This window comes from Bradyrhizobium sp. NBAIM01 (assembly GCF_020194115.1).
Lineage (GTDB): Bacteria > Pseudomonadota > Alphaproteobacteria > Rhizobiales > Xanthobacteraceae > Bradyrhizobium > Bradyrhizobium yuanmingense.
Genome location: NZ_JADYVU010000002.1, coordinates 424315 through 444233, shown reverse-complemented (window position 1 = coordinate 444233; position 19919 = coordinate 424315). Strand labels below are relative to the sequence as shown.

General features: G+C 64.9%; 19 protein-coding genes. 10 read left to right on the top strand and 9 right to left on the bottom strand.

Going from position 1 to position 19919, the window contains the following annotated elements; all coding sequences use genetic code 11:
• Positions 1–126: 126 nt before the first annotated feature.
• The gene (locus I6F31_RS08430) at positions 127–1689 is read right to left on the bottom strand and encodes an AMP-binding protein (RefSeq protein ID WP_225185249.1); all 1563 of its coding nucleotides are present in this window, start codon (positions 1687–1689) and stop codon (positions 127–129) included.
• Positions 1690–1797: 108 nt separating this feature from the next.
• On the opposite strand from I6F31_RS08430, the gene I6F31_RS08425 reads away from it, so the two are divergent.
• The 4 genes from I6F31_RS08425 (at position 1798) to I6F31_RS08410 (ending at position 4763) form a co-directional block, all read left to right on the top strand.
• Positions 1798–2763, top strand: coding sequence for a nitronate monooxygenase (locus I6F31_RS08425; RefSeq protein ID WP_192893066.1), 966 nt, complete (start codon positions 1798–1800; stop codon positions 2761–2763).
• A 136-nt stretch (positions 2764–2899) separates the two neighbouring features.
• Positions 2900–3148, top strand: a complete 249-nt coding sequence (locus I6F31_RS08420) for a hypothetical protein (protein ID WP_035997560.1) — start codon at positions 2900–2902, stop codon at positions 3146–3148.
• Positions 3149–3281: 133 nt separating this feature from the next.
• The gene (locus I6F31_RS08415; RefSeq protein ID WP_192893067.1) at positions 3282–3995 is read left to right on the top strand and encodes a hypothetical protein; all 714 of its coding nucleotides are present in this window, start codon (positions 3282–3284) and stop codon (positions 3993–3995) included.
• Positions 3996–4085: 90 nt separating this feature from the next.
• Positions 4086–4763, top strand: coding sequence for a hypothetical protein (locus I6F31_RS08410; RefSeq protein ID WP_225152891.1), 678 nt, complete (start codon positions 4086–4088; stop codon positions 4761–4763).
• A gap of 43 nt (positions 4764–4806) precedes the next feature.
• Here the strand turns inward: I6F31_RS08410 and I6F31_RS08405 are convergent, their stop codons facing one another.
• Positions 4807–6363: a winged helix-turn-helix domain-containing protein gene (locus I6F31_RS08405; RefSeq protein ID WP_225152893.1), complete on the bottom strand. Its 1557-nt coding sequence runs from the start codon at positions 6361–6363 to the stop codon at positions 4807–4809.
• A gap of 396 nt (positions 6364–6759) precedes the next feature.
• Between I6F31_RS08405 and pcaB the strand changes: the two genes are divergently transcribed.
• Together pcaB and I6F31_RS08395 are read left to right on the top strand one after the other, a co-directional pair.
• A complete protein-coding gene (gene pcaB / locus I6F31_RS08400; protein WP_225185248.1) occupies positions 6760–8121 on the top strand; it encodes a 3-carboxy-cis,cis-muconate cycloisomerase in 1362 nt (453 codons plus the stop codon).
• A 113-nt stretch (positions 8122–8234) separates the two neighbouring features.
• On the top strand, positions 8235–9494 hold the full coding sequence (locus I6F31_RS08395) for an aminopeptidase (RefSeq protein ID WP_128264391.1): 1260 nt from the start codon (positions 8235–8237) through the stop codon (positions 9492–9494).
• Positions 9495–9579: 85 nt separating this feature from the next.
• On the opposite strand, the gene I6F31_RS08390 is transcribed toward I6F31_RS08395, so the two are convergent.
• Positions 9580–10134 carry a hypothetical protein gene (locus I6F31_RS08390; RefSeq protein ID WP_225152896.1) on the bottom strand — a complete coding sequence of 185 codons (555 nt, stop codon included), beginning with the start codon at positions 10132–10134 and terminating at the stop codon, positions 9580–9582.
• Between the two features lie 237 nt (positions 10135–10371).
• On the opposite strand from I6F31_RS08390, the gene I6F31_RS08385 reads away from it, so the two are divergent.
• The gene (locus tag I6F31_RS08385; protein ID WP_036036523.1) at positions 10372–10827 is read left to right on the top strand and encodes a cupin domain-containing protein; all 456 of its coding nucleotides are present in this window, start codon (positions 10372–10374) and stop codon (positions 10825–10827) included.
• Positions 10828–10908: 81 nt separating this feature from the next.
• Here the strand turns inward: I6F31_RS08385 and I6F31_RS08380 are convergent, their stop codons facing one another.
• The 6 genes from I6F31_RS08380 to I6F31_RS08355 form a co-directional block, all read right to left on the bottom strand.
• A complete protein-coding gene (locus I6F31_RS08380) occupies positions 10909–11961 on the bottom strand; it encodes an amidohydrolase family protein (RefSeq protein WP_225152898.1) in 1053 nt (350 codons plus the stop codon).
• Between the two features lie 110 nt (positions 11962–12071).
• Positions 12072–12593, bottom strand: coding sequence for a hypothetical protein (locus tag I6F31_RS08375; RefSeq protein WP_036021294.1), 522 nt, complete (start codon positions 12591–12593; stop codon positions 12072–12074).
• Between the two features lie 71 nt (positions 12594–12664).
• Positions 12665–13609 carry an EamA family transporter gene (locus I6F31_RS08370; protein ID WP_109142362.1) on the bottom strand — a complete coding sequence of 315 codons (945 nt, stop codon included), beginning with the start codon at positions 13607–13609 and terminating at the stop codon, positions 12665–12667.
• Between the two features lie 68 nt (positions 13610–13677).
• A complete protein-coding gene (locus tag I6F31_RS08365; RefSeq protein ID WP_225152900.1) occupies positions 13678–14490 on the bottom strand; it encodes an MBL fold metallo-hydrolase in 813 nt (270 codons plus the stop codon).
• 91 nt (positions 14491–14581) lie between these two features.
• The gene (locus I6F31_RS08360; RefSeq protein ID WP_225152901.1) at positions 14582–16111 is read right to left on the bottom strand and encodes a permease; all 1530 of its coding nucleotides are present in this window, start codon (positions 16109–16111) and stop codon (positions 14582–14584) included.
• Positions 16108–16857 carry an ABC transporter ATP-binding protein gene (locus I6F31_RS08355; RefSeq protein ID WP_057028575.1) on the bottom strand — a complete coding sequence of 250 codons (750 nt, stop codon included), beginning with the start codon at positions 16855–16857 and terminating at the stop codon, positions 16108–16110. The genes I6F31_RS08360 and I6F31_RS08355 overlap by 4 nt, the downstream gene beginning before the upstream one ends.
• A 274-nt stretch (positions 16858–17131) precedes the next feature.
• Here I6F31_RS08355 and I6F31_RS08350 point away from each other — a divergent pair, with 274 nt between their 5' ends.
• Genes I6F31_RS08350 through I6F31_RS08340 form a run of 3 tightly spaced genes read left to right on the top strand, consistent with a single transcriptional unit; the run spans position 17132 to position 19919 of the window.
• Positions 17132–18007 (top strand): branched-chain amino acid ABC transporter permease, encoded by an 876-nt coding sequence (locus I6F31_RS08350; protein ID WP_036021277.1) that lies wholly within the window; start codon positions 17132–17134, stop codon positions 18005–18007.
• A 5-nt stretch (positions 18008–18012) separates the two neighbouring features.
• Positions 18013–19164, top strand: a complete 1152-nt coding sequence (locus tag I6F31_RS08345; RefSeq protein ID WP_036021279.1) for a branched-chain amino acid ABC transporter permease — start codon at positions 18013–18015, stop codon at positions 19162–19164.
• The gene (locus I6F31_RS08340) at positions 19161–19919 is read left to right on the top strand and encodes an ABC transporter ATP-binding protein (RefSeq protein ID WP_035997604.1); all 759 of its coding nucleotides are present in this window, start codon (positions 19161–19163) and stop codon (positions 19917–19919) included. The genes I6F31_RS08345 and I6F31_RS08340 overlap by 4 nt, the downstream gene beginning before the upstream one ends.

Genomic DNA, 19919 nt, shown 5'->3' with positions numbered 1-19919 from the left:
TCCCAGCCCCGTCAGCGGTCTAGTTGATTCCCTGATTCGCCGGCAATTGCGCGGGCATCGCCGTCGCAGACTCCGTTGCGGGCTGTGGTGCCGAAGCAACAACGACACCGTAGAATTCCGGAGTATTTACCCCACCATCCGGTCCCGCCCGCTCCAGAAGCCCGCACGCAGCACCTTCTTGTCGACCTTGCCGACCCCGGTCATCGGCAATTGCTTGACGAATTGGATCTGCTTGGGCGCGTGCGCCGAGCCTTTTCGCGTCTTGACCAGGTTGATCAGCTCGTCCGGATCGGGCTTCGTCCCTTCACGCGGGACGACGATGGCGGTGACGGCTTCGCCCCATTTCTCGTCGGGAATGCCGACGACCGCGACCATCGCCACGTCCGCGTGCTGCGACAGGACGTCCTCGACCTCGCGGGGGAAGATGTTGAAGCCGCCTGTGACGATCATGTCCTTCTTGCGGTCGAGGATGAACATGTAGCCGCGCTCATCCTGACGTGCGATGTCGCCGGTGTGGACCCAGCCGTTCTTCAGCGTCTCGGCGGTGATATCGGGCCGCTTCCAGTACTCCGCCATCACATGCGGCGCGCGCACGCAGATCTCGCCGGCCTCGCCCGTCTTCACCTCCTGGTCGTTGTCGTCGAGGATCTTGACCTCGCAGGCCGCGATCGGGAAGCCGCAGGACAGGAACAGCTCCGGCCGCTGGGGATCGTGGTCGGCCTTGCGCAGCACCGAGACGGGATAGCATTCGGTCTGCCCGTAGAGCTGCGAGAACACAGGGCCGATGCGTTCGATGCCCTCCAGCAGTCGGCTCGGGGACATCGCGGAGGCGCCATAGAGCACGAGCTCGAGCGAGGAGAGGTCCGTCTTGCCGAGCGCGGGCTGATCGAGCAGCACATAGATCATGGTCGGAACGAACAGCGTGAAGTTGATGCGCTCGCGTGCGATCGTTGACAGCACGGCTTCGGGATCGAAGCCTTTCAGCATGTGCACGGTGCCGCCGCGCATCAGGGTCGGCAGCACCTTCGTGCCCGCGACATGGCTGATCGGCGCGACCGTGAGGTAGCGCGCAGCCTCGGGAATCTCGAAGTCGGCCAGGATCGCGCCGGCGGCGCCGGCATTTTCGCGGTGATAGCGCAGCGCGCCCTTGGATTTTCCGGTGGTGCCGCCGGTGTAGTTCAGTGTGGCGAGATCGTCGGAGCCGGCGAGGCACTGTGCGCTGGCGTGCCCCGCACTCTCGACCGCCGCCAGCAGATCGACGCCGTAGCCGGCCGGTCCCATGTTGAAGACCGCCTTGAGCCGGCCGGCCTTCGCGGCGAGCTCGCCGCCGCGGTCGCGGAAGGCGGCCGCATCCACCACCAGCATCTCGGCTTCGGAATCCTCGAGCTGAAACAGCTGGTCCTCCAGCGAGCCCAGAGGGTGGAGCCAGGTGATGCAGAGGCGGGCCAATTGGGCGGCGACGCCGGCGCACCAGCTGTCGGCGCGGTTCGCGGTGAGGAAGGCTACGCGGGCGCCGGGCTCCAAGCCGAGCCGCATGAACACGCCCTGGATCCGTCCGATCAGGTCGATGGCACCCCGATAGCTCAGCGATCCCTCGGGCCAGGCGAAAGCAATGCGGTCGGGATAGCGCGACAGCGCCCGTAGCGTCTGCGCACAAGCCGGGGATGATGCGTGGAGCGGATCAGGCATATGTTTCCTCGTTGCTTTGTCACCGGCTTATGGCGTGCCAATGTTGCTGACGACGCTAGCACAGAGACTGCGGGAGGAAACCACAAAGCCCGCGCGAGGGAGGCATGCATGCCATCAGATCGACTGCAACGCTTCCGCGATCGTCTTGCTCTGCCGCTGATCGCGGCGCCGATGTTTCTGGTATCGGGCGTCGAGCTCATGGTTGCAGCCTGCCGCAACGGGGTGATCGGCAGCTTTCCCACCGCGAATTGCCGTGGCGCGGAACAGCTCGATGAATGGCTGACCGAAATCAAGCTGCGGCTGCGGCAGCATGAAGATCAAACCGGGCGAAAGGCAGCGCCACTTTGCCCGAACTTGATCGTCCACCGCTCCAATGCGCGGCTGGAGCAGGATCTCGCCGTGCTGCTGCGGCACAAGCCGGAGATCGTCATTACGTCGGTCGGCTCGCCGGCGCCAGTCTTGAAGCCGCTGCACGACGCCGGCGCGCTGGTGCTGGCGGACGTGGCCTCGATCCGCCATGCCGAACGCGCCGCGGAAGCGGGGGCGGACGGGCTGGTCCTGCTCACTGCCGGTGCTGGCGGCCAGACCGGCTGGCTCAACCCGTTCGCCTTCGTCCGTGCGGTGCGCGCATTCTACGACGGCATCATCGTGCTCGCGGGCGGAATTAGCGACGGTCGCGCGCTGCGTGCCGCCGAAGTGCTCGGCTGCGATCTCGCCTATATGGGCACGAAGTTCATCGCGACGCGTGAGAGCATGGCGGACGAGCGTCACAAGCAGATGCTGGTCGAGAGCAGCGCCGACGACATCTTGCTCACCACCGCGTTCACGGGCTTGCAGACCAGCATGCTGAGGCCATCGATCGCGGCCGCCGGGCTCGATCCCGACAATCTGCCGGCGCGCGGCGCGATCAATATCACTGAGGATATCGACGTCGCCGCCCGCGACAGCCGCCCCAAGCGCTGGCGCGATATCTGGAGCGGCGGGCATTCGACCTCGGGTGTCACCGATGTGCTCGCGGTCGAGGATCTCGTTGCGCAGACCATCGCCGAATATCGGGAAGCGGGTGGGCGGTAGCGTCGTCGCCTCTCCCACAGGGGATCGGGCAGGGTTAATCCCGCATGCCTCCGGCCCATCCCACTTAACGGCGGATTAACCATCGCCAGCCAAGAATCCCTCTTGTGGCCGCCAATCAGGACGAGAGGGACAGGCGATGGACTTCAATTATCTCAACGGCAAAACGGCCGCGACCCTGGACGAGATCCGCGTCCGCGTCGCCCATGCGCTGGCCCGCCACCCGCTGTGCCGCAACGTCCGGTTTGACATCGTCAGCATCCCCCGGACCCGCCGCGGCGGCAATTGGACGGTGACGCTGCAATCGGTCGAGCCGCGCGCGGTCTGGGAAGCCTCGGAGATCGTCGCCGACATCCAGGATGCCTATGACCTTGCGGCAGCAGCCTGATTTCGTTGGGGGTTTCCGGGCGATGTCGCCTTAGTCCGCGCGATTGCCGCCGCAATAGCACGGTTCAGCCTTAATTATCGCCCAGTTTCCGGGCAGTGATCACGTGGACTTGAAGTCGGACGCGGAGAGACGTTTGTCCAAAGCCATCACCATCGTCGCGCTGACCTGTTTCCTCGTCCTCGGCGCCGCCACCACCGCCATCCTCGGCCGCGACAGCGTTCCCAGCGTCAGCGCCGCGATGATCGCCGAGACGCCCCCAGCCAAGCCGCTCGCAACCAACCGCGCCGCCAAGGCCGACCGTCTGGTTCCGACGCTCGCGCTGGCCTCGGCCGCGATTGAGCCGGTCCAGGTTGCCGCCGACAAGCTGGCGCAGGCACCGGTCCTGACCGAGCCGCTGCGTCAGGCCTTCGCCGCCGCCACCCCCTCCGATTTTCCGATGCCGAAGCCGAGCGCGCACGAGGCGCCCGCCGCGACCGAGGTTCCGGCCGTCGAAGTTCCGGCCAAGCCGAAAGTCGTCGCCAAGCCGCAGCCGCAAAAATCCTACTCGCTGCTGTCCGACGTGCAGATCGCAGGCATCAGGGATCGCCTGAAACTCTCCTCGTCTCAGGAATATTACTGGCCCTCGGTCGAGACCGCGCTGCGCAACGTCGCGCGCAAGATCCAGGCGAACAGGCTGTCGAATCCGAATGCACCGCCCAGCGCACAGATCGATCCGAATTGCGACGAGGTGCAGCAGCTGAAGTCGGCCGCGATGCCGCTGTTGTTCCAGCTTCGCGACGACCAGAAGGAAGAAGTGCGCAAGCTCGCTCGCCTCATCGGGCTTGAGAAGGTCGCGCAGCAGATCTGACGCACGCGGTTCCTCGTCGAGGAGCCGCGGCTTATCAGGAACATCTGGCAATCCCCACGCGTTGCCCGCTCCGAAAGAGGGAGTGGATGAATGCGCGCCTCGACAGCCTATTTTGTCGGTGCCGGAACCATCGTCGCGGCCATCGCCATTGGTCTCGGTGGCGGCATCGTTGCCGGCAACATCATGAATCCGGTTGCGTCCAAGCAGGGGCCGGACACCAGCAAGATGGCGCAGCGCGCGGCAACTCCCACGCCGGCCAGCACCAACGCTCCCTCCGAGCGCGTGAACTATCTCTCCGGCTCACAAGCCTTCGGTGCGATGATCGCCGCGCCCGCACAGGCCGAAGCAAAGCCTGAACCCGTAAAACCCGACACGCCAACCACGCAGGCGAATGTCGCACCGGCGCCGCAACCCTCGCAAGCCGCTGCAGTCGAGCCGCCGAAGTCCGCCGCTGCGCCACAGGCCGCAAGGCCTGCCGAGCAGCAGGCCTCGACCGAGCCGTCGTCCTCACCGAATAACGCCTATGCCAAGGCGAGGGATTCCGATGTGAAGCGCGCCGCGTCCGAACGGCGCCGAGCCGAGCGTCGCGAGCGCTGGGCCGAGCGCCGCTATTATTACGAGGCCCGCGAGCCGCGCGGCCTGCGCGACCGCACCGATTGGGATGACGTCGCGCGCAACATCCGCGAGGATTCCGATGCGCGCGATCACGCGGGGCGGTCGCGCAGCGGCTTCCCGCAGATCAGGCTGTTCGGGCCTGACGACGATTAGCACCTGACACGGGGATCAAGCGGAGCGGTCGCGCCAGCGACCGTCACGTCATTCCGGCGCGCCGCAACCCCTCGAGATAGTGCGTACGATCCTCTTCCCGCAGCATCGGCAGCTCGCGCGTGATCCAGGCCAGCGAGACCTCGGGCTGGGAGCGGCGCAGGCCTTCCAGGGCGGATGCCGCGAGGGCGGGATCGCCGAGCATGCCGGCGGCGGCCGTCAGCACGCGGTGGGCGCCGACGAAATCCCCGCGCTGGCGCATCGATTCCCGAGCCATCTGCACGGCGCCCGCGTAGTCGCGGCCGACGAACCGGGCATAGGCCGCAACCCCGCAATAGATCGCCGCGAGCGGGTCGCGCGGGCTCAGCCGCAGCGCGCGGCGGGCGGCGGCATCGCCGTCCTGCCAACGTCCGGCATAGCACAGCGTCACGCCGTGGAAGGCATGCGCCATCGCGAAATTCGGATTGAGCCGCAAGGCCAGCTCGAATTCAGCCAGCGCGTCGTCGAAGCGGCGGCGGAACAGGTAGGTGTAAGCAAGGCCGTGATGGGCCCAGGCATCCTCGCGGTCGGCCTCCACCGCCGCGAGCGCCGCACGCTCGGCGACCGGCATGGTGGCAGCCATGTCGGCCCAGCCCATATGCGCGCCGAAGATATGGCTGGTGGCGAGCAGGCCGAGCGCCTTGCCATAGGCGGGATCGACCGCGACCGCTTCTTCCAGCAACTTCTGCGCGGCGGCATTGTCCTCGCGGGTGATGCGCCAATAATGCGACAACGCGCGCATCACGAGGTCCCATGCATCCAGGCTGCCCGGCGGCTTCTGTTGGGCCCGGAAGCTTTCGGCAGCATAGAGCTGCGGCTCGATGGCGGCGACGATCGCTTCCGTGATCTCGTCCTGCACGGCGAAGATGTCGGCGAGCTCCCGGTCGTAGCGTTCGGCCCAGAGATGGCTGCCGGTCGAGACGTCGTTGAGCTGGGCCGAGATGCGCACCCGTTCGCCGCTCCGCCGCACGCTGCCCTCGACCACGTAGCGCACCCCGAGCTCCCGCGCGACCTCGTGGATGTGCACGGCGCGGCCCTTGTAGACGAAGGAGGAGTTGCGCGCGATGACGAAGAACCAGCGCAGCTTCGACAGCGCCGTGATGATGTCCTCGCTGATACCGTCGGAGAAATAATCCTGCTGGACCTCGCCGCTCATATTGGTGAAGGGCAGCACAGCGATCGCGGGCCGCTCCGGCAGCGCGAAGGTGGCCTGGGACGGGGCGATCCGGACCGGCTCCGGCGCGACCGCGCCGATTTGTGTCTGGACGTCGCCGACGAAGCGAAAACCCTTGCGGGTGATGGTACGGATCAGCGACTGGCTCGCGCCATCGTCGCCGATCGCCTTGCGCGCCGCGTTGATCCGGCTGGTCAGGGTGGATTCGGAGACGCTGCGCCCGTGCCAGATCTTGTCGATCAGCTCGTCCTTGCTGACGACCCGGTCGCGGTTCTGCATGAGGTGGACGACGAGGTCGAATACCTGCGGCTCCACGGCAATGGGAACCTGCTCGCGGCTCAGCTCGCGCCGGTCGGTATCGAGAAGGTGGTCCCGGAACAGAAACTGCACGTCGAAAACTCGGGCCTCATTGCGAAATCGGGCAAACAAACAAAATGAAATTTGGGTCGAAAGATCGTGTGTCTGCCGAAAGGGGCGTTTGGTTCATCGCAATCGCGTGATGGCAGCCATGTGGTTTTCCGGGGGAATACATCCGCGACTAGAATGTTGCGGTCGGGGCCGCCGAGATCTCCCACCGCAATCATCCCGTCATGTTGAGGTGCGGGACGCAGGCTGTGAAGCAGCCTCCGAGGCCTCCGCTTCGCTCCGGCACCCAAGATAACGGGCAATGGGCGCGCGCTTGCCGGGCAGGACGAATGTGTGGCGAAACTGCGAATGTCCATTGCCGAGCTGCGCAGCCTGCGTAAGCTGTCGCCCACACAAAACACCAATCATAAAGAATCGCCCATGCCTGCTTTCCCTGCCGCCAGCACTGTGATCGACTCCCTGCTGTTTCGCGACGCCTTCGGTACGCCTGAGATGCGCGAGGTGTTCTCGGACGTCGCGACGGTCGCACGCTATGCCGAGGTCGAGGTGGCGCTGGCGACGGCGGAGGCGAAGTGCGGTGTGATCCCACACGAGGCGGCCGCAGCGATCGCGGCGCGGACCGACATCGGCGCGCTCGACTTCGATCTGCTCAGGCAGGAGACCGATGTCGTCGGCTACCCGATCCTGCCTTTGGTGCATCAAATGGTGAAGCAATGCGGCGAGGCGGGCCGCTACGTGCATTGGGGCGCCACCACGCAGGACATTATGGACACCGCCGTGGTGCTGCAACTGCGCGCCGCGCTCGAGATCGTCGAACGTGACATCGCCGAGCTGCGCAAGATCCTCGCCGATCTGTCGAAGCGCCATCGCGACACGGCGATGGCGGGCCGCACCCATCTGCAACAGGCGCTGCCGGTGACCTTCGGCTACAAGAGCGCGATCTGGCTCGCGATGTTCGACCGCCACGCCGAGCGGCTGGCGCAGCTGAAGCCGCGCGTGCTGGTCGGTCAGTTCGCCGGCGCGGCCGGTACGCTGGCTTCGCTCGGCGACAGGGGGTTCGAGGTGCAGGAGGCGCTCTGCAACGAGCTGAAGCTCGGCGTTCCCGCCTCGACCTGGCACGTCGCGCGCGACGGCTTCGCCGAAGCCGTGAACTTCCTTGCTCTCGTCACCGGCTCTCTCGGCAAGATCGCGCTCGACATCATGATCATGGCCTCGACCGAGTTCGCCGAGGTCTACGAGCCCTTCGTCAAGGGGCGCGGCGCCTCCTCGACCATGCCGCAGAAGCGCAACCCGATCTCCTCGGAGCTGATGCTTGCGGCCTCCAAGGCGGTGCGCCAGCACGCCGGCCTGATGCTCGACGCCATGGTGCAGGATTTCGAGCGTGCCACCGGCCCCTGGCACGCGGAATGGATGGCGATTCCCGAAAGCTTCGTGCTGGCCGCCGGCGCGCTGCACCAGGCGAAGTTCGCGCTTGCGGGCCTCATCGTGGACGAGGCGAAGATGAACGACAATCTTGCCATCAGCCGCGGCCTGATTGTGGCCGAAGCGGTCATGATGGGCCTCGCCCCGCAGATCGGCCGGCAGGAGGCGCACGACGTCGTCTATGACGCCTGCCGTCAGGCCAACGAGAAGGGAATGACCCTTGCTGACGCGCTATCCGCAGATTCACGGATATCGAGCCACATCGATCGTGCCACAATCGAGGCGCTCACTTCACCGAAAAATTACCTCGGCCTTGCGCCCGCCATGGTCGACCGGGTGCTGGCATCGGCAACGCGTTGAAAACCAAAATGCGTGAAACTGCGTATCTTTCCAAGGGCGCAAGACGCTCGCATACTTGTGCCCCGCGATGCTAGACTTAAATTGTGTGAGCGACTTTCGGCAGAGGGCCCGGCATGACTGATCAACGCAATCCTTCCACTCCCATCGATCCGGCGAAGCTCGACCGACTGGCCGAGGTGGCGGTGAAAGTGGGCCTGGGCTTGCGGCCGGGACAGGATCTGCTTCTGACGGCGCCCGCGATCGCGCTGCCGCTGGTGCGGCGGATCGCCGTGCATGCCTACAAGGCCGGCGCCGGCCTCGTGACGCCGATCCTGTCGGACGAGGAGATGACGCTGGCGCGCTACCGCCACGGCCACGACAACAGTTTCGATCGTGCCGCCGGCTGGCTCTACGAGGGCATGGCCAAGGCGTTCTCCGACAACACTGCACGGCTTGCCATCGTCGGCGACAACCCGATGTTGCTGTCCGGCGAGGATCCTTCCAAGGTGGCGCGCGCCAGCAAGGCCAATTCGATGGCCTATCAGCCTGCGCTGGAGAAGATCGTCAATTTCGACACCAACTGGAATATCATCGCCTATCCGAGCGCGTCCTGGGCGAAGCTGGTGTTCCCGAACGATCCCGAGGACATCGCGGTCGGCAAGCTCGCAGACGCGATTTTCGCCGCGTCCCGTGTCGATCGCGAGGACGCGATTAGCAATTGGGCGAGCCACAATGCGGTGCTGCGCGAGCGCACCAACTGGCTCAACGGCCAGCGTTTCCGTGCGCTTCAGTACTCGGGTCCCGGCACCGATCTCACCATCGGCCTTGCCGACGGCCACGAATGGGAAGGCGGCGCCTCGCTGTCCAAGAACGGCATCAGCTGCAACGCAAATATCCCGACCGAAGAGGTCTTCACCACGCCGCATTGCCGCCGCGTCTACGGCCACGTCGTGAGCTCGAAGCCGCTGTCCTATCAGGGCACGCTGATCGACAACATCGCGGTGCGGTTCGAGGACGGCAAGATCGTCGACGCCAAGGCCTCGCGCGGCGCCGAGGTGCTGAACAAGGTGCTCGATACCGACGAGGGCGCGCGGCGCCTCGGCGAGGTGGCCTTGGTGCCGCATTCCTCGCCGATCTCGCAGAGCGGGCTGTTGTTCTACAACACGCTGTTCGACGAGAACGCGGCCTCGCACATCGCGCTCGGCCAGTGCTATTCGAAATGCTTCGTCAACGGTGCCCAGCTCACGCCGCAGCAGATCGCGGCGCAAGGCGGCAACCAGAGCCTGATCCATATTGATTGGATGATCGGCTCGGCCGAGACCGACATCGACGGCATCTTGGCCGACGGCAGCAAGGTGCCCGTCTTCCGCAAGGGCGAATGGGCGAAGTCGTAATCTAGATTTTGGTGTAATAGCAGTCCAGGACGTGGTCCACCTCTCCCGTAGGCAGAGGTGAACGTCCTCGCGTCAGTCTTCCCCCTCACGCCGCCGCGTTGCGCAGGGTCGGGCTGTTGTCGATGCTGAAGCGGTTGAACAGCGTCGTGAACGGGCTGCCGTCGGTGGCCCGCACGATCGCGTCGGACGCCGCCACCGCCTCGTAGAGCGCGCCAACCGGATCGTCCGCGTCCGCCAGCGCGAGCGCGCCGCGGATCTGTTCGCGGGCCTCGCTGACGTCATCCTCGTCTTGGAGCCTTGCCTCCAGCGCATCCGCCGCGCGGCGCATCTCTGCAAGGTCGCCGCCCCCGGAGAATTTGAGGATGTCGCGCCAGTAGGGACGGGCAACGACAAGCTGGATCAATGCATCGAAACTTTCCGCGATGATGCCCGCGCGGCCCTCTGACGAGACATAGAGCACATTCTGCGACGGCAGCAGCACGAACGCGCTGCCGGAGTCGTCACTGCCGATGTGCCGCGGACTTTCGACGCCGTCGATGGTGAACCAGGGCTCCTCGTCCGGTTCGAAGGAGACGTCGAGACTGCGGAGCCTGGCGACGACCTCGCTGTTGGCTGTCAGCATCTCCGGCGTGAGGGGCATCGGTGCGGCTCCTTCCCAAGACTTCGCGCACTTTGTCGCACCCCGGACAAGCTAGGTTCATATGTGCGAATTCGCAGAGGAAATCGTGACGTTAACCGTATCGCACCCGCAACTCGGGGCTGATTGTCGAGTGCCATGTAAGAAAGAATTAAAAGCAGCCTACTAGCGTCCCAACTTCTTTCGAAGCAATCCGGGCCGAGACCCGGCCATTCATATTTAAATCTTCTGGGGAAGCAGATGTCGCGCACATTGATTGAAATCGGTAGTTGCAATGTGGATCTCGAGCTGCGGCCGATCGAGCCGTCCTGGATCATCGAGGGCAATCCGGTATCCCGCTCCCGGGTGCTGTCGACCAGCGCCGATGGCACCGCGCAGACAATCATCTGGCACTGCACCGAAGGCCGCTTCAACTGGTACTACGACATCGACGAGACGATCATGATCATGGAAGGATCGATCGTGCTCGAGAGCGACGGCATGCCGCCCAAGCGCTACGGCCCCGGCGACGTCATTTTCTTCCGCGACGGCGCGCATGCCAAATGGCATGTCGAAGGCCACGTCAAGAAGATCGCCTTCTGCCGCAAGACCAATCCGGTGATGATCGGTTTCCTGATCCGCGTCGTCAACAAGCTGAAGAAGATGTTCGCCTCCACCGGCGAGCGCCGTCCGGCCTCGCTGATGGGCGCCGGCTAAGCGGACACCAGGGTTTCAAGGACGCTTCCCAGCGGCCACGACGAAGAGGGGTCGGGATCAAGGTCCCGGCCCCTCTTTTCATCATGACGGCAGCTCGAGCCGGTAGACGTCGATCGCGGTCTGCGAGAACAACGCCGTCTTGTCGGCCTCGCTCAGCTTTGAGGTAATACGCTTGAAGGCGTTGAAGATCACCTGGTAGCTGCACTGGCCCTTGTCCGGGGGGAAATTGCTTTCGAACATCGCGCGCTTCGGGCCGAACGCCTCGATGCAGGTCTCGACATAGGGCCGCCAGGCCGTGGCAAGCTCCTCGGATGTCGGCGGCCTCTCGCGCAAATGGAAGTCGTAGCCAAGCAGGCACATCGCGAGACCACCGAGCTTCACCACCACATTTTCGCATGTCGCGATCTCCCGGATCGAGGCGCGCCATTGCGCAAACACCTCCTCGCGCCGGCCCGCGAAGCGGCCGGTTCCGACCGGGCCGCCGCAATGGTCGAGCACAATCCTGGTGTCGGGGAAGGCGCGCGCCAGTGCCGTGAGCTCACCGATTTGCGGGTGGAACAGCCAGGCATCGAAGCTGAGTTTGAGAGGCGCGAGGCAGGCAAAGCCTTTGCGGAAGGTCGGGTCCTGCAACAATCCCTTCGGCCTGTTCGCATACATGCCGGCGACGACAGGATCTTCATCCCAGGCCGAGGAATGCCTGATGCCGCGAAAGCGGCCGTTGCCTGCGGCGATCTCGGCTTCCAGCACGCCCTTTGCAGCGTCGCCGAGCAGCAGATTGGCATGGCTGACGATGCCGGCGCAGATCGCGGCCTTGCCGTAGCCGCCGCTCGCACTCATGGCGGCGACGCCGTTGGCAAACTCGACCTCGCCAACGGGCCGGAACGCCTCGGGCCCATGCGCGCGGTACATCGAACGGCAGTCGACATAGACGGTGGCGATGACGTTGTGACCGGAGGCGATGTCGGCGGCCATCTCCTCGATCAGATAGCGGTGCCCGCGATTCCACAGATGATGATGGGGATCGACGATCGGCCGCAAGGGATCGATGATCTCCTCCCGATGCAGTGCCAGCCAGTCCTCACGCGGATCGACGAACAGCCCGCTCGTGTTGGCGGGTACACCGCTTGCTGCCATCGGCCTTCGCTCCCTGATGTTTTGTGTCGGGAGCCTAGCACCTCATTTCCGCATGCAGCAGCGCGCCTTGCGCAACCGCACCCATCATCACGAGCAATGCGGTATGCTCGTCAGCCCGTCCGCCGTCTTGCTCTTACTTCGACCATCAGCCGCCAGTCCACTGCCGTGGCCGGCTTGACCTCCCCACGCCAACGGAAGGAGTCCCCGGTAATCTCAGTAAAGCTCCAGCGCGTCAGCTCGCCGGATTCGGTCGTGCCTTCCTGCACGATGTCCTCGCCGCGGGGACGGCCGATCTGCTGCCGGAACACGCGGCGGCCCGGATCGAACCAGGAAATCCGCCACGCATCCATGGCCGGATCGTAGACGCGCAGCGTGGTGCCGTACCAATTGCCGGCGATCGGAAAGGCTGCGCTGCCCGCTGGCCGGGGAATGATCCAGACGTCCTGCACCGCACGGCCTTCCAGCACCCAGCCGAAATGGATTTCGCCCGGCGCGGTGTGGCTTCTGCCGTCCGGTCCAAAGGCGGTGATCTCGGCGTCCCAGTCGCCGACGAAACGGCCGTAGAGCTGAAGCGCGGCCGCGTGCTCGGGATGCGGTGCGCTGGCGTGAAGAAGTCTCGCAAAGTCGTTCATGTTGCTCTCCTGCTGCGGAGGATTCAGCACGGATGAGCCGCGGGCGACTTGGAGAAAATTGCCGTCGGTCGTCAGGTCTTGCGCAGCGACAGATGTCTCATGGGACGATCGGCCTCCGCCTGCGTCGACCGATTGCTCGAGCTCTCAGCACGCCAGATGGCGACAACGGCGACAATGACGAGACTCGCGCCCACGAGCATCATGCGAGAGAACGGCTCTCCGAGCGCGAGGGTGCCGAGCAGCACCGCGATGACCGGATTGACGAATGTGTAGGTCGAGACCAGGGAGGTCGAGACATTCTCGAGCAGCCAATTGTAGGCGGCGAAGCCGATGACGCTGCCGGAGACGATCAGCCAAAGAGCTGCTGCAACGGACGTCATCGAGACCTCGCTCGGTCTAAAGCTCTCCAGTTCGCCCGTCAGCCAGCTGATCGCGAACAACACGGCGCCCCCGATCGACAGTTGCATGCCAGACAGCGCGATCGCGGATGCTTGATGCGACATGCTGCGCGACAGCACGGTGCCGATCGACCACGACAGCGCCGCCGCGAGCAGCCAGACGATCGGAAGCATGCTGATGCCGGCCTGCTCGGCATTTTGCCATGCCACGAGCCCGACGCCCACGAAGCCGGGGATGAGCGCGAGCAGCGCGATCGGCCGCGGGCGCTGATCGCCCGGAAAGAGCGTGTCCGCCAGAAGGATCCAGAACGGAATCGTGGCGAGCACGATGGCGGCCACGCCGGACGGAACCGATTGTTGTGCGAAGGCGAGAACGCCGTGGCAGCCGACGAAGAAAAGCAGCCCGCAAAGGCCTGCCTGCAACCATGTCCGGCCCGTGGTATTCGCGACATGCCTGCCGCTGAAGGCGAGCAAGATCATGCCGCCGCATAACGATCGAACGGCCATCAGCAGAAACGGCGGTATCGATTGCAAGCCCAGCGTGATGGCGAAATAGGTGGAACCCCACAGGAGATAGATGGCCGCAAACGAGCCGATGACCAGGAACCGTCTGCTCATGATTGCTCCGACTGAGGTGGGTCTTGGAGCAACCAAGTCGTTGACGGGTGATGCGTTCCGATTCTGAGTCAGACCCCGTCGAGGATGATCACCGTCGGCTTCGTCGGCAGCGTATCCCGTGACATCCGGAAGGAGCGCTCGACGCGCCGGTCGATCTCGAACTGCTGGCCGATCCGGCGCATGAAGTCGTCGAGCGGGGTGGCGAAGCGGTGCATCGGCAGTACCACCGAGGCGCGCAGCCGCTTGGTGATCTCGGAGATGCCGTCGAGCGTCATGGTATAAGTGCCGTCGATCGGCACCATCACGATGTCGAGCCGTCCGATCTGGGCGAAATGGCTGTCGTCGAGCTTGTGATGGAGGTGGCCGAGATGGCCGATGCAGAGGCCGGCTGCCTCGAAGATGAAGATGGAATTGCCGTCGCGGATCATGTTGCTGCCGGCATCGTCGCCGTAATAACGGCGGATGTCGGTCGTGACGTTGCGGATGAAGGTGTCGCTGATGCGCTGCGACACGATCGCCGGCTTGCCGTCCTCGCTCCAGCCATGCAGCACGTGGGGAATGCGCTTGTCCGGAAAGAGAGTGTAATGGGTGCTGTGCGCCCGGTTCATGGTGACGACATCGGGCAGTCGCCCGACCTGGTAGGCGCCGCTATAGTCGGTCGCGATGCGCAAGCCGGCGGGCGTGTCGATGAAATAGGTGGAATGGCCGGCATAGGTGATCTCGACCTCGGCCGCAGCTGCAGCCTGCCTGAAGACGACCGGCATGATTCGCGGCGCCGCATTGGCCATCGCCAGGCATTCGCTGCGCAGTGGCTGCTGGGCCAGGGCAGGGGTCAGGAATGCGCCGAACAGCGCGATAGCCGCCAAAACTAGTCGCCGCATGGATCCGTCCCCGATGACTTCACAGCGAAGTCTAGCGTGCAATTCGGAGCATCGCCAATGGGGTGCGATCAACAGCGCGTCAGTGTCGCACCTATTGCTCGCGCTTCGGGCTGAACTTCCAGGTGACCGCGACGAGGCCTGCGGTAATCAGGCCGCTGATGAGGCCGGCCAGGGGAAGGGCGAGCAGCAGTGCGGCGGTGGCGGCCCAGCCGATCGAGGAAAAGGCCTCGGCGAAGGTTGCAAGCCGCGAAGACGTCTGACGGCGCCGGAATTGGCTGCGCCTTGCCTGCACCCGGAACCAGAGCTGGATCGCGGTCGCCGAGGCCGCGCTGATGATGATCGCACCCGCGCTGATTGCGGCCTGGGATGGCGAGGCAAAGGCCAGCGCCGCGAGCAGCGGAGCGAAGATTGCGGCAATCGCGATCAGCACCACCTCGATCTTGGCACGGATGATGCCGGACGGCATCAAGGGCGCGGTCGCGACCAAGTCGGGCGCGTCCTCGCCCGAGATCGTCAGCCAGGCGAGCCCGCCGGCGAGCTGTCCGGCCGCCATCACGATGACGGGTGTGATCAGTGTCAGCGCCGCGGAGCTGTCGGCGAAATTACGCCAGAGCAGCAGCGCCGGCGGCACCAGATAGAGCAGCTGCATCAAGGTCTGCGAGATCAGCCATGGATCGCGCCACAGCAGCATGAATTCCTTGCGACGCAGCGCCTGCTGGCGCGATCCGCCGCGGAACGGGCGCTCCTTGGCACGGACGCGGCCGGACGTGGCGTAGGCCGCCGCATCGATCGCGGTGTCGGCAAAGCGGTGCGAGAAGATCGCCATCACGCCGCCGAGCATGATCAGAGCGAGCGCGAGAAGCAGCGCCAGCGCCTCGCTGTCGCCCATCGCTGCCCGCGCCGGCCACCACCAGATGCTGTCGACGTCGGGGGCGTAGGCGGCAACGCTGCCCGAGGTCAGGATGGTGAAGCGCGACAGCGTGCCGTAGGACATGATCGCGGCGACCTGAAGCGCGATCACGAAACCCGCACCGATGATGGCGGCGAGGATCTGTGCGATCAGGCGCGTCCGCGCCGGGCCGATCAACCGGAACAGGAGAATGGTGACGGCGATCGCGATCGCCGCCGCGGACAGGCCCATCGCAATGACGACGCCGAAGGCCGCCAGCCAGCGCGCGCCGCCGCCGATCACCAGAACGTCGATGAAGGGCGTCGAGAACAGCAGCGCCAGCACGGTGACGGTCAGCGCGATCGCGGCGATGCGGACCGAGAACAGATTGGCCAGCCGCGCCGGCGAGGACATGATCAGGTCGAGATCGGCGCGGGCGTAGAATACCCGCGTCACGGATTCGATCGCCTGCGACAGCATCAAGGTCCAGGCGAGAAAGATCGTCGCCGAAATCACGATCAGAGAGGATTTGTCGAGCGGCAACTGCAGGTCGGCGAAACGGCCGATCACCGCCCAGGCCGGCAGGTGGAGCAGCGCGGCGAAGCACATGAGGCCGATGATTGCGGCGCGCGCCCGTTTGCGCCGCCCGCCCGTCATCATGGCGAGCCATTCGCGCCAGGCGAGCCGCAGCTCGTGGCGGGCAAACCAGGACAGCGCGGTGGCCGAGCTCATGCCGCTTCCTGAAGCGTCACCAGCGCGATGAAGAGATCTTCCAGGCTGGTGTCGGCATGGCCGTTCTGGTGGCGCAGCTCGGTGAGCGTGCCTTCCGCGACCAGGCGGCCGGAGGCGATCACGCCGATGCGGTCGGCCATGCGCTCGGCGACTTCGAGGATATGCGTGGTCATGATGACAGTGCAGCCGGCGCGGACACGCGCGCTGAGCAGGCCCTTCACATGGCGGGCGGAGACCGCATCGAGCCCCGTCAAGGGTTCATCGAGGATGATGAGGCGGGGATCGTGCACCAGCGCCCCTGCGAGAGCGACCTTCTGGCGCATGCCCTTGGAAAAGCCCTCGCAGCGCTCGTGGCGGTGCGCCTCGAGGCCGAGCGAATCGAGCAGTTCCTCGGCGGCCGGTTGCGAGATCGACGGCGCGATGCCCCAGAGGCCGGCGACGAATTCGAGATATTCGAGCGGGGTGAGCTTGTCATAGATCATGGGCTCGTCGGAGACCCAGGCCATCACCTGCTTGGCGGCGACGGGGTCTTGGAGCGCATCGATGCCGAAGATCGAGACGGCGCCGGCATCGGGCCTGAGCAGGCCCGCAACCATGCGTAAAGTGGTGGTCTTGCCGGCGCCATTGGGGCCGACCAGCGCGTAGAATTCGCCGGCGTGAATGGTGAGATCGAGGCTGTCGACCGCCAGACGGTCAAAACGCTTCGTTAACCCTCGGACTTCCAGGGCCGAGTTGTCCGGCTTCATGACGGCCACACCATCCGGTTTGCATCGCCCGCGACCATGACCCGAAGATGTTTCGGCACCGTGAATCGCACTGCCGCAAATTCCGCCAACCGGATTGGACTAAAGGCAAGGCATCCCGACAAGTCACCGTTTGTTGACAGCGCGCGGGCGTTCAGGCTGAATTGATTCCGGACAAATGGCGCTAACGCGGCGAAACGACTGCGTAGCGACTGGACACAAGATGCGGCAAGGCGGCCTCGAAGAACGCCGGTTGCATCGGGGAGGACGCGCGTCAATGCTGGATTTCGTTCAGCAGCTGGTCAGCGGTGTTGCGCTCGGCTGCGTCTACGGCCTGATCGCGCTCGGCTTCGTGCTCGTCTACAAGGCCACCGAAGTCGTCAATTTTGCCCAGGGCGATCTGATGATGCTGGGCGGTTTCTTCGCCTTCACCTTCATCGGCATGATGGGCCTGAACTACTGGATCGGCTTCGCCGGTGCGGTCGCCGCCATGGCGCTGTTCGGCATGCTGGCCGAGCGCGTGGTCGTGCGGCCGATCCTCGGCTATCCCCAGTTCTCCATCATCATGGTCACGATCGGTCTCGGCTATTTTCTGCGTTCGGTCGCGGGGATGATCTGGGGCACCGACGACCTGAAGATCGAAACGCCGTTCAGCCAGGGCGTGCTGCGCATGGGCTCGCTGGTGCTCGCCTACGACAAGCTCTCGGTGATCGCAGCGACGATGATCCTGTGCACCTTGCTGTGGCTGTTCTTCAACAAGACCACGCTCGGCACCGCGATGCGCGCCAGCTCCGAGAACATGCTGGCGGCCTATTACATGGGCATTCCGGTCAAGCGCGTGGTGGCGGTGGTCTGGGCGATCAGCGCGGCGGTCGCGACCTGCGCCGGCGTGCTGCTGGCGCCGATCACCTTCATCCACTCCAATGTCGGCCTCGTGCTCGGCCTGAAGGCGTTTCCCGCCGCCGTGCTCGGCGGTTTCGGCTCGATCCCGGGCGCGGTGGTCGGCGGCGTCCTGATCGGCGTGATCGAGAGCATGGCCGGCTTTTACCTGCCCGAGGGCTGGAAGGACGCCGCGCCTTACATCGTGCTGCTCACCGTGCTGCTGCTGAAGCCCGAGGGCCTGTTCGGCCTCCACGTCCGCAAGAAGGTCTGAACGCCATGCGCTTCCTGTTCAAGACCGACTACGAGGACGACATCAAGCTGTTCCCGCATTCGGGCTACGTCGTCACCTACGGCGTTCTGCTCGCGCTGCTGCTGATCGCGCCCCACGTGCTCTCCAGCTATCTGATGAGCCAGCTCGTCTTCGTCTGCATCTATGCGATCGTCGGCGTGGCGCTGCTGATTCTGACCGGCTTCACCGGCCAAGCCTCGCTTGGGCACGCGGCGTTCCTCGCCATCGGCGCCTACACGGCGGCATACTTGCAGAAATACAACGTGCCGTTCCCCGTCTACTTCCTCGCCGCCGGGCTGTTGACCGGCATCATCGGCGCGATGGTCGGCTTTCCGGCGCTGCGCCTCACCGGCATCTATCTCGTCATCGCCACCATCTCGTTTGCCCTGATCGTGGAGGAGATCCTGGCGCGGTGGGAAAGCGTTACCCACGGTAACGAGGGCATGCGGGTCAAGACGCTGTCGCTGCTCGGCGTCGCCGTGCCGCGCGACAGCCCGACCTTCTATTACCTCTGCCTTGCCGTGCTGGTGCTGACCATCGTCGGCACGCTCAATCTGCTGCGTTCGCCGACGGGCCGCGCCTTCGTCGCGATCCGCGATTCCGAGACGGCGGCGCGCAGCATGGGCGTCAATGTCGCGCTCTACAAGGTGAAGTCGTTCGCGATCTCGGCCGCGATCACCGGCTTTGCCGGCGTCCTGTTCGCGCACAAGCTCTCCTTCATCTCGCCGGAGATGTTCACGCTTCAGCTCTCGATCGAGTTCATCATCGTGATCCTGATCGGCGGCACCTTCAGCCTGCACGGCGCCGTGCTCGGCGCGATCTTCATCGTGATGATCGACCCGTTCCTCACCTATCTCAAGGACGACATGCCCGGCATCATCGCCGGCATTGCCGCGACATTCGGCGCCGGCGCGGCGACTGCGGGCAATATCGAGGCGAAGGTCGCGGCCTTCGCCTCGCTCAACGGCCTGAAGGGCGCGATCTACGGCATCATCATCGTGCTGTTCGTGCTGTTCGAGCCGCTCGGGCTCTACGGCCGCTGGCTCAAGATCAAGCTCTTCTTCCAGCTGTTCCCTCTCTACAAGCGCGCCACCTTCAAGCGGCAGAAGATCTACGTGAAGTCGGAGCGCAATCGATGAGCTATTTCCGCGCCGAGAACCTGTCGCTGCATTTCGGCGGCCTCAAGGCGGTCGATGCGGTCTCGTTCGCGGTGGAGAAGGGCGAGATCCTCTCGATCATCGGGCCGAACGGAGCCGGCAAGAGCTCGATCTTCAACCTGATCTCGCGGATCTACCGGCCGACCTCGGGCCGTATCTTCTTCGAGGACCAGGACATCACCGAGCAGCCGCCCTACGACATCGCCAAGCTCGGCATCGCCCGTACCTTCCAGAACATCGAGCTGTTCGAGAACGCGACCGTGCTGTCGAACCTTCTGGTCGGCCGCCACCGCCATTCGACCACGCAGCTGTGGCAGGAGCTCTTATTCCTGCCGAGCGTGCGGGCCAACGAAAAGGTTCACCGCCGCCGGGTCGAGCAGGTCATCGAATTCCTCGACCTCGAACCCTATCGCGACAAGCTGATCTCGGGCCTGCCTTACGGCGTGCGCAAGGTGATCGAGCTGGCGCGCGCGCTCTGCTCGGAGCCGAAGCTGATCCTGCTGGACGAGCCGTCCTCGGGTCTCAACGTGGAGGAGACCGGCGACATGTCGTTCTGGATTCGGGACATGAGGACCGAGCTCGGTATCACCGTGCTGATGGTCGAGCACGACATGTCGCTGGTCAACCGGGTCTCCGATCGCGTCATCGCACTGAACTACGGAAGGGTGCTGGCGATGGGCTCGCCCGCTGAAGTGCAGCAGCACCCCGACGTCGTCGCCGCGTATCTGGGAGCCTGA

Excerpts from the sequence above, each read along its gene's own strand:
- I6F31_RS08365 (WP_225152900.1), bottom strand. The coding sequence starts at position 14,490 with ATGCGGCGACTAGTTTTGGCGGCTATCGCGCTGTTCGGCGCATTCCTG.
- I6F31_RS08425 (WP_192893066.1), top strand. The coding sequence starts at position 1,798 with ATGCCATCAGATCGACTGCAACGCTTCCGCGATCGTCTTGCTCTGCCG.
- I6F31_RS08355 (WP_057028575.1), bottom strand. The coding sequence starts at position 16,857 with ATGAAGCCGGACAACTCGGCCCTGGAAGTCCGAGGGTTAACGAAGCGT.
- I6F31_RS08340 (WP_035997604.1), top strand. The coding sequence starts at position 19,161 with ATGAGCTATTTCCGCGCCGAGAACCTGTCGCTGCATTTCGGCGGCCTC.
- I6F31_RS08375 (WP_036021294.1), bottom strand. The coding sequence starts at position 12,593 with ATGAACGACTTTGCGAGACTTCTTCACGCCAGCGCACCGCATCCCGAG.
- I6F31_RS08360 (WP_225152901.1), bottom strand. The coding sequence starts at position 16,111 with ATGAGCTCGGCCACCGCGCTGTCCTGGTTTGCCCGCCACGAGCTGCGG.
- I6F31_RS08370 (WP_109142362.1), bottom strand. The coding sequence starts at position 13,609 with ATGAGCAGACGGTTCCTGGTCATCGGCTCGTTTGCGGCCATCTATCTC.
- I6F31_RS08420 (WP_035997560.1), top strand. The coding sequence starts at position 2,900 with ATGGACTTCAATTATCTCAACGGCAAAACGGCCGCGACCCTGGACGAG.
- pcaB (WP_225185248.1), top strand. The coding sequence starts at position 6,760 with ATGCCTGCTTTCCCTGCCGCCAGCACTGTGATCGACTCCCTGCTGTTT.
- I6F31_RS08385 (WP_036036523.1), top strand. The coding sequence starts at position 10,372 with ATGTCGCGCACATTGATTGAAATCGGTAGTTGCAATGTGGATCTCGAG.
- I6F31_RS08350 (WP_036021277.1), top strand. The coding sequence starts at position 17,132 with ATGCTGGATTTCGTTCAGCAGCTGGTCAGCGGTGTTGCGCTCGGCTGC.
- I6F31_RS08390 (WP_225152896.1), bottom strand. The coding sequence starts at position 10,134 with ATGCCCCTCACGCCGGAGATGCTGACAGCCAACAGCGAGGTCGTCGCC.
- I6F31_RS08395 (WP_128264391.1), top strand. The coding sequence starts at position 8,235 with ATGACTGATCAACGCAATCCTTCCACTCCCATCGATCCGGCGAAGCTC.
- I6F31_RS08410 (WP_225152891.1), top strand. The coding sequence starts at position 4,086 with ATGCGCGCCTCGACAGCCTATTTTGTCGGTGCCGGAACCATCGTCGCG.
- I6F31_RS08345 (WP_036021279.1), top strand. The coding sequence starts at position 18,013 with ATGCGCTTCCTGTTCAAGACCGACTACGAGGACGACATCAAGCTGTTC.
- I6F31_RS08380 (WP_225152898.1), bottom strand. The coding sequence starts at position 11,961 with ATGGCAGCAAGCGGTGTACCCGCCAACACGAGCGGGCTGTTCGTCGAT.
- I6F31_RS08430 (WP_225185249.1), bottom strand. The coding sequence starts at position 1,689 with ATGCCTGATCCGCTCCACGCATCATCCCCGGCTTGTGCGCAGACGCTA.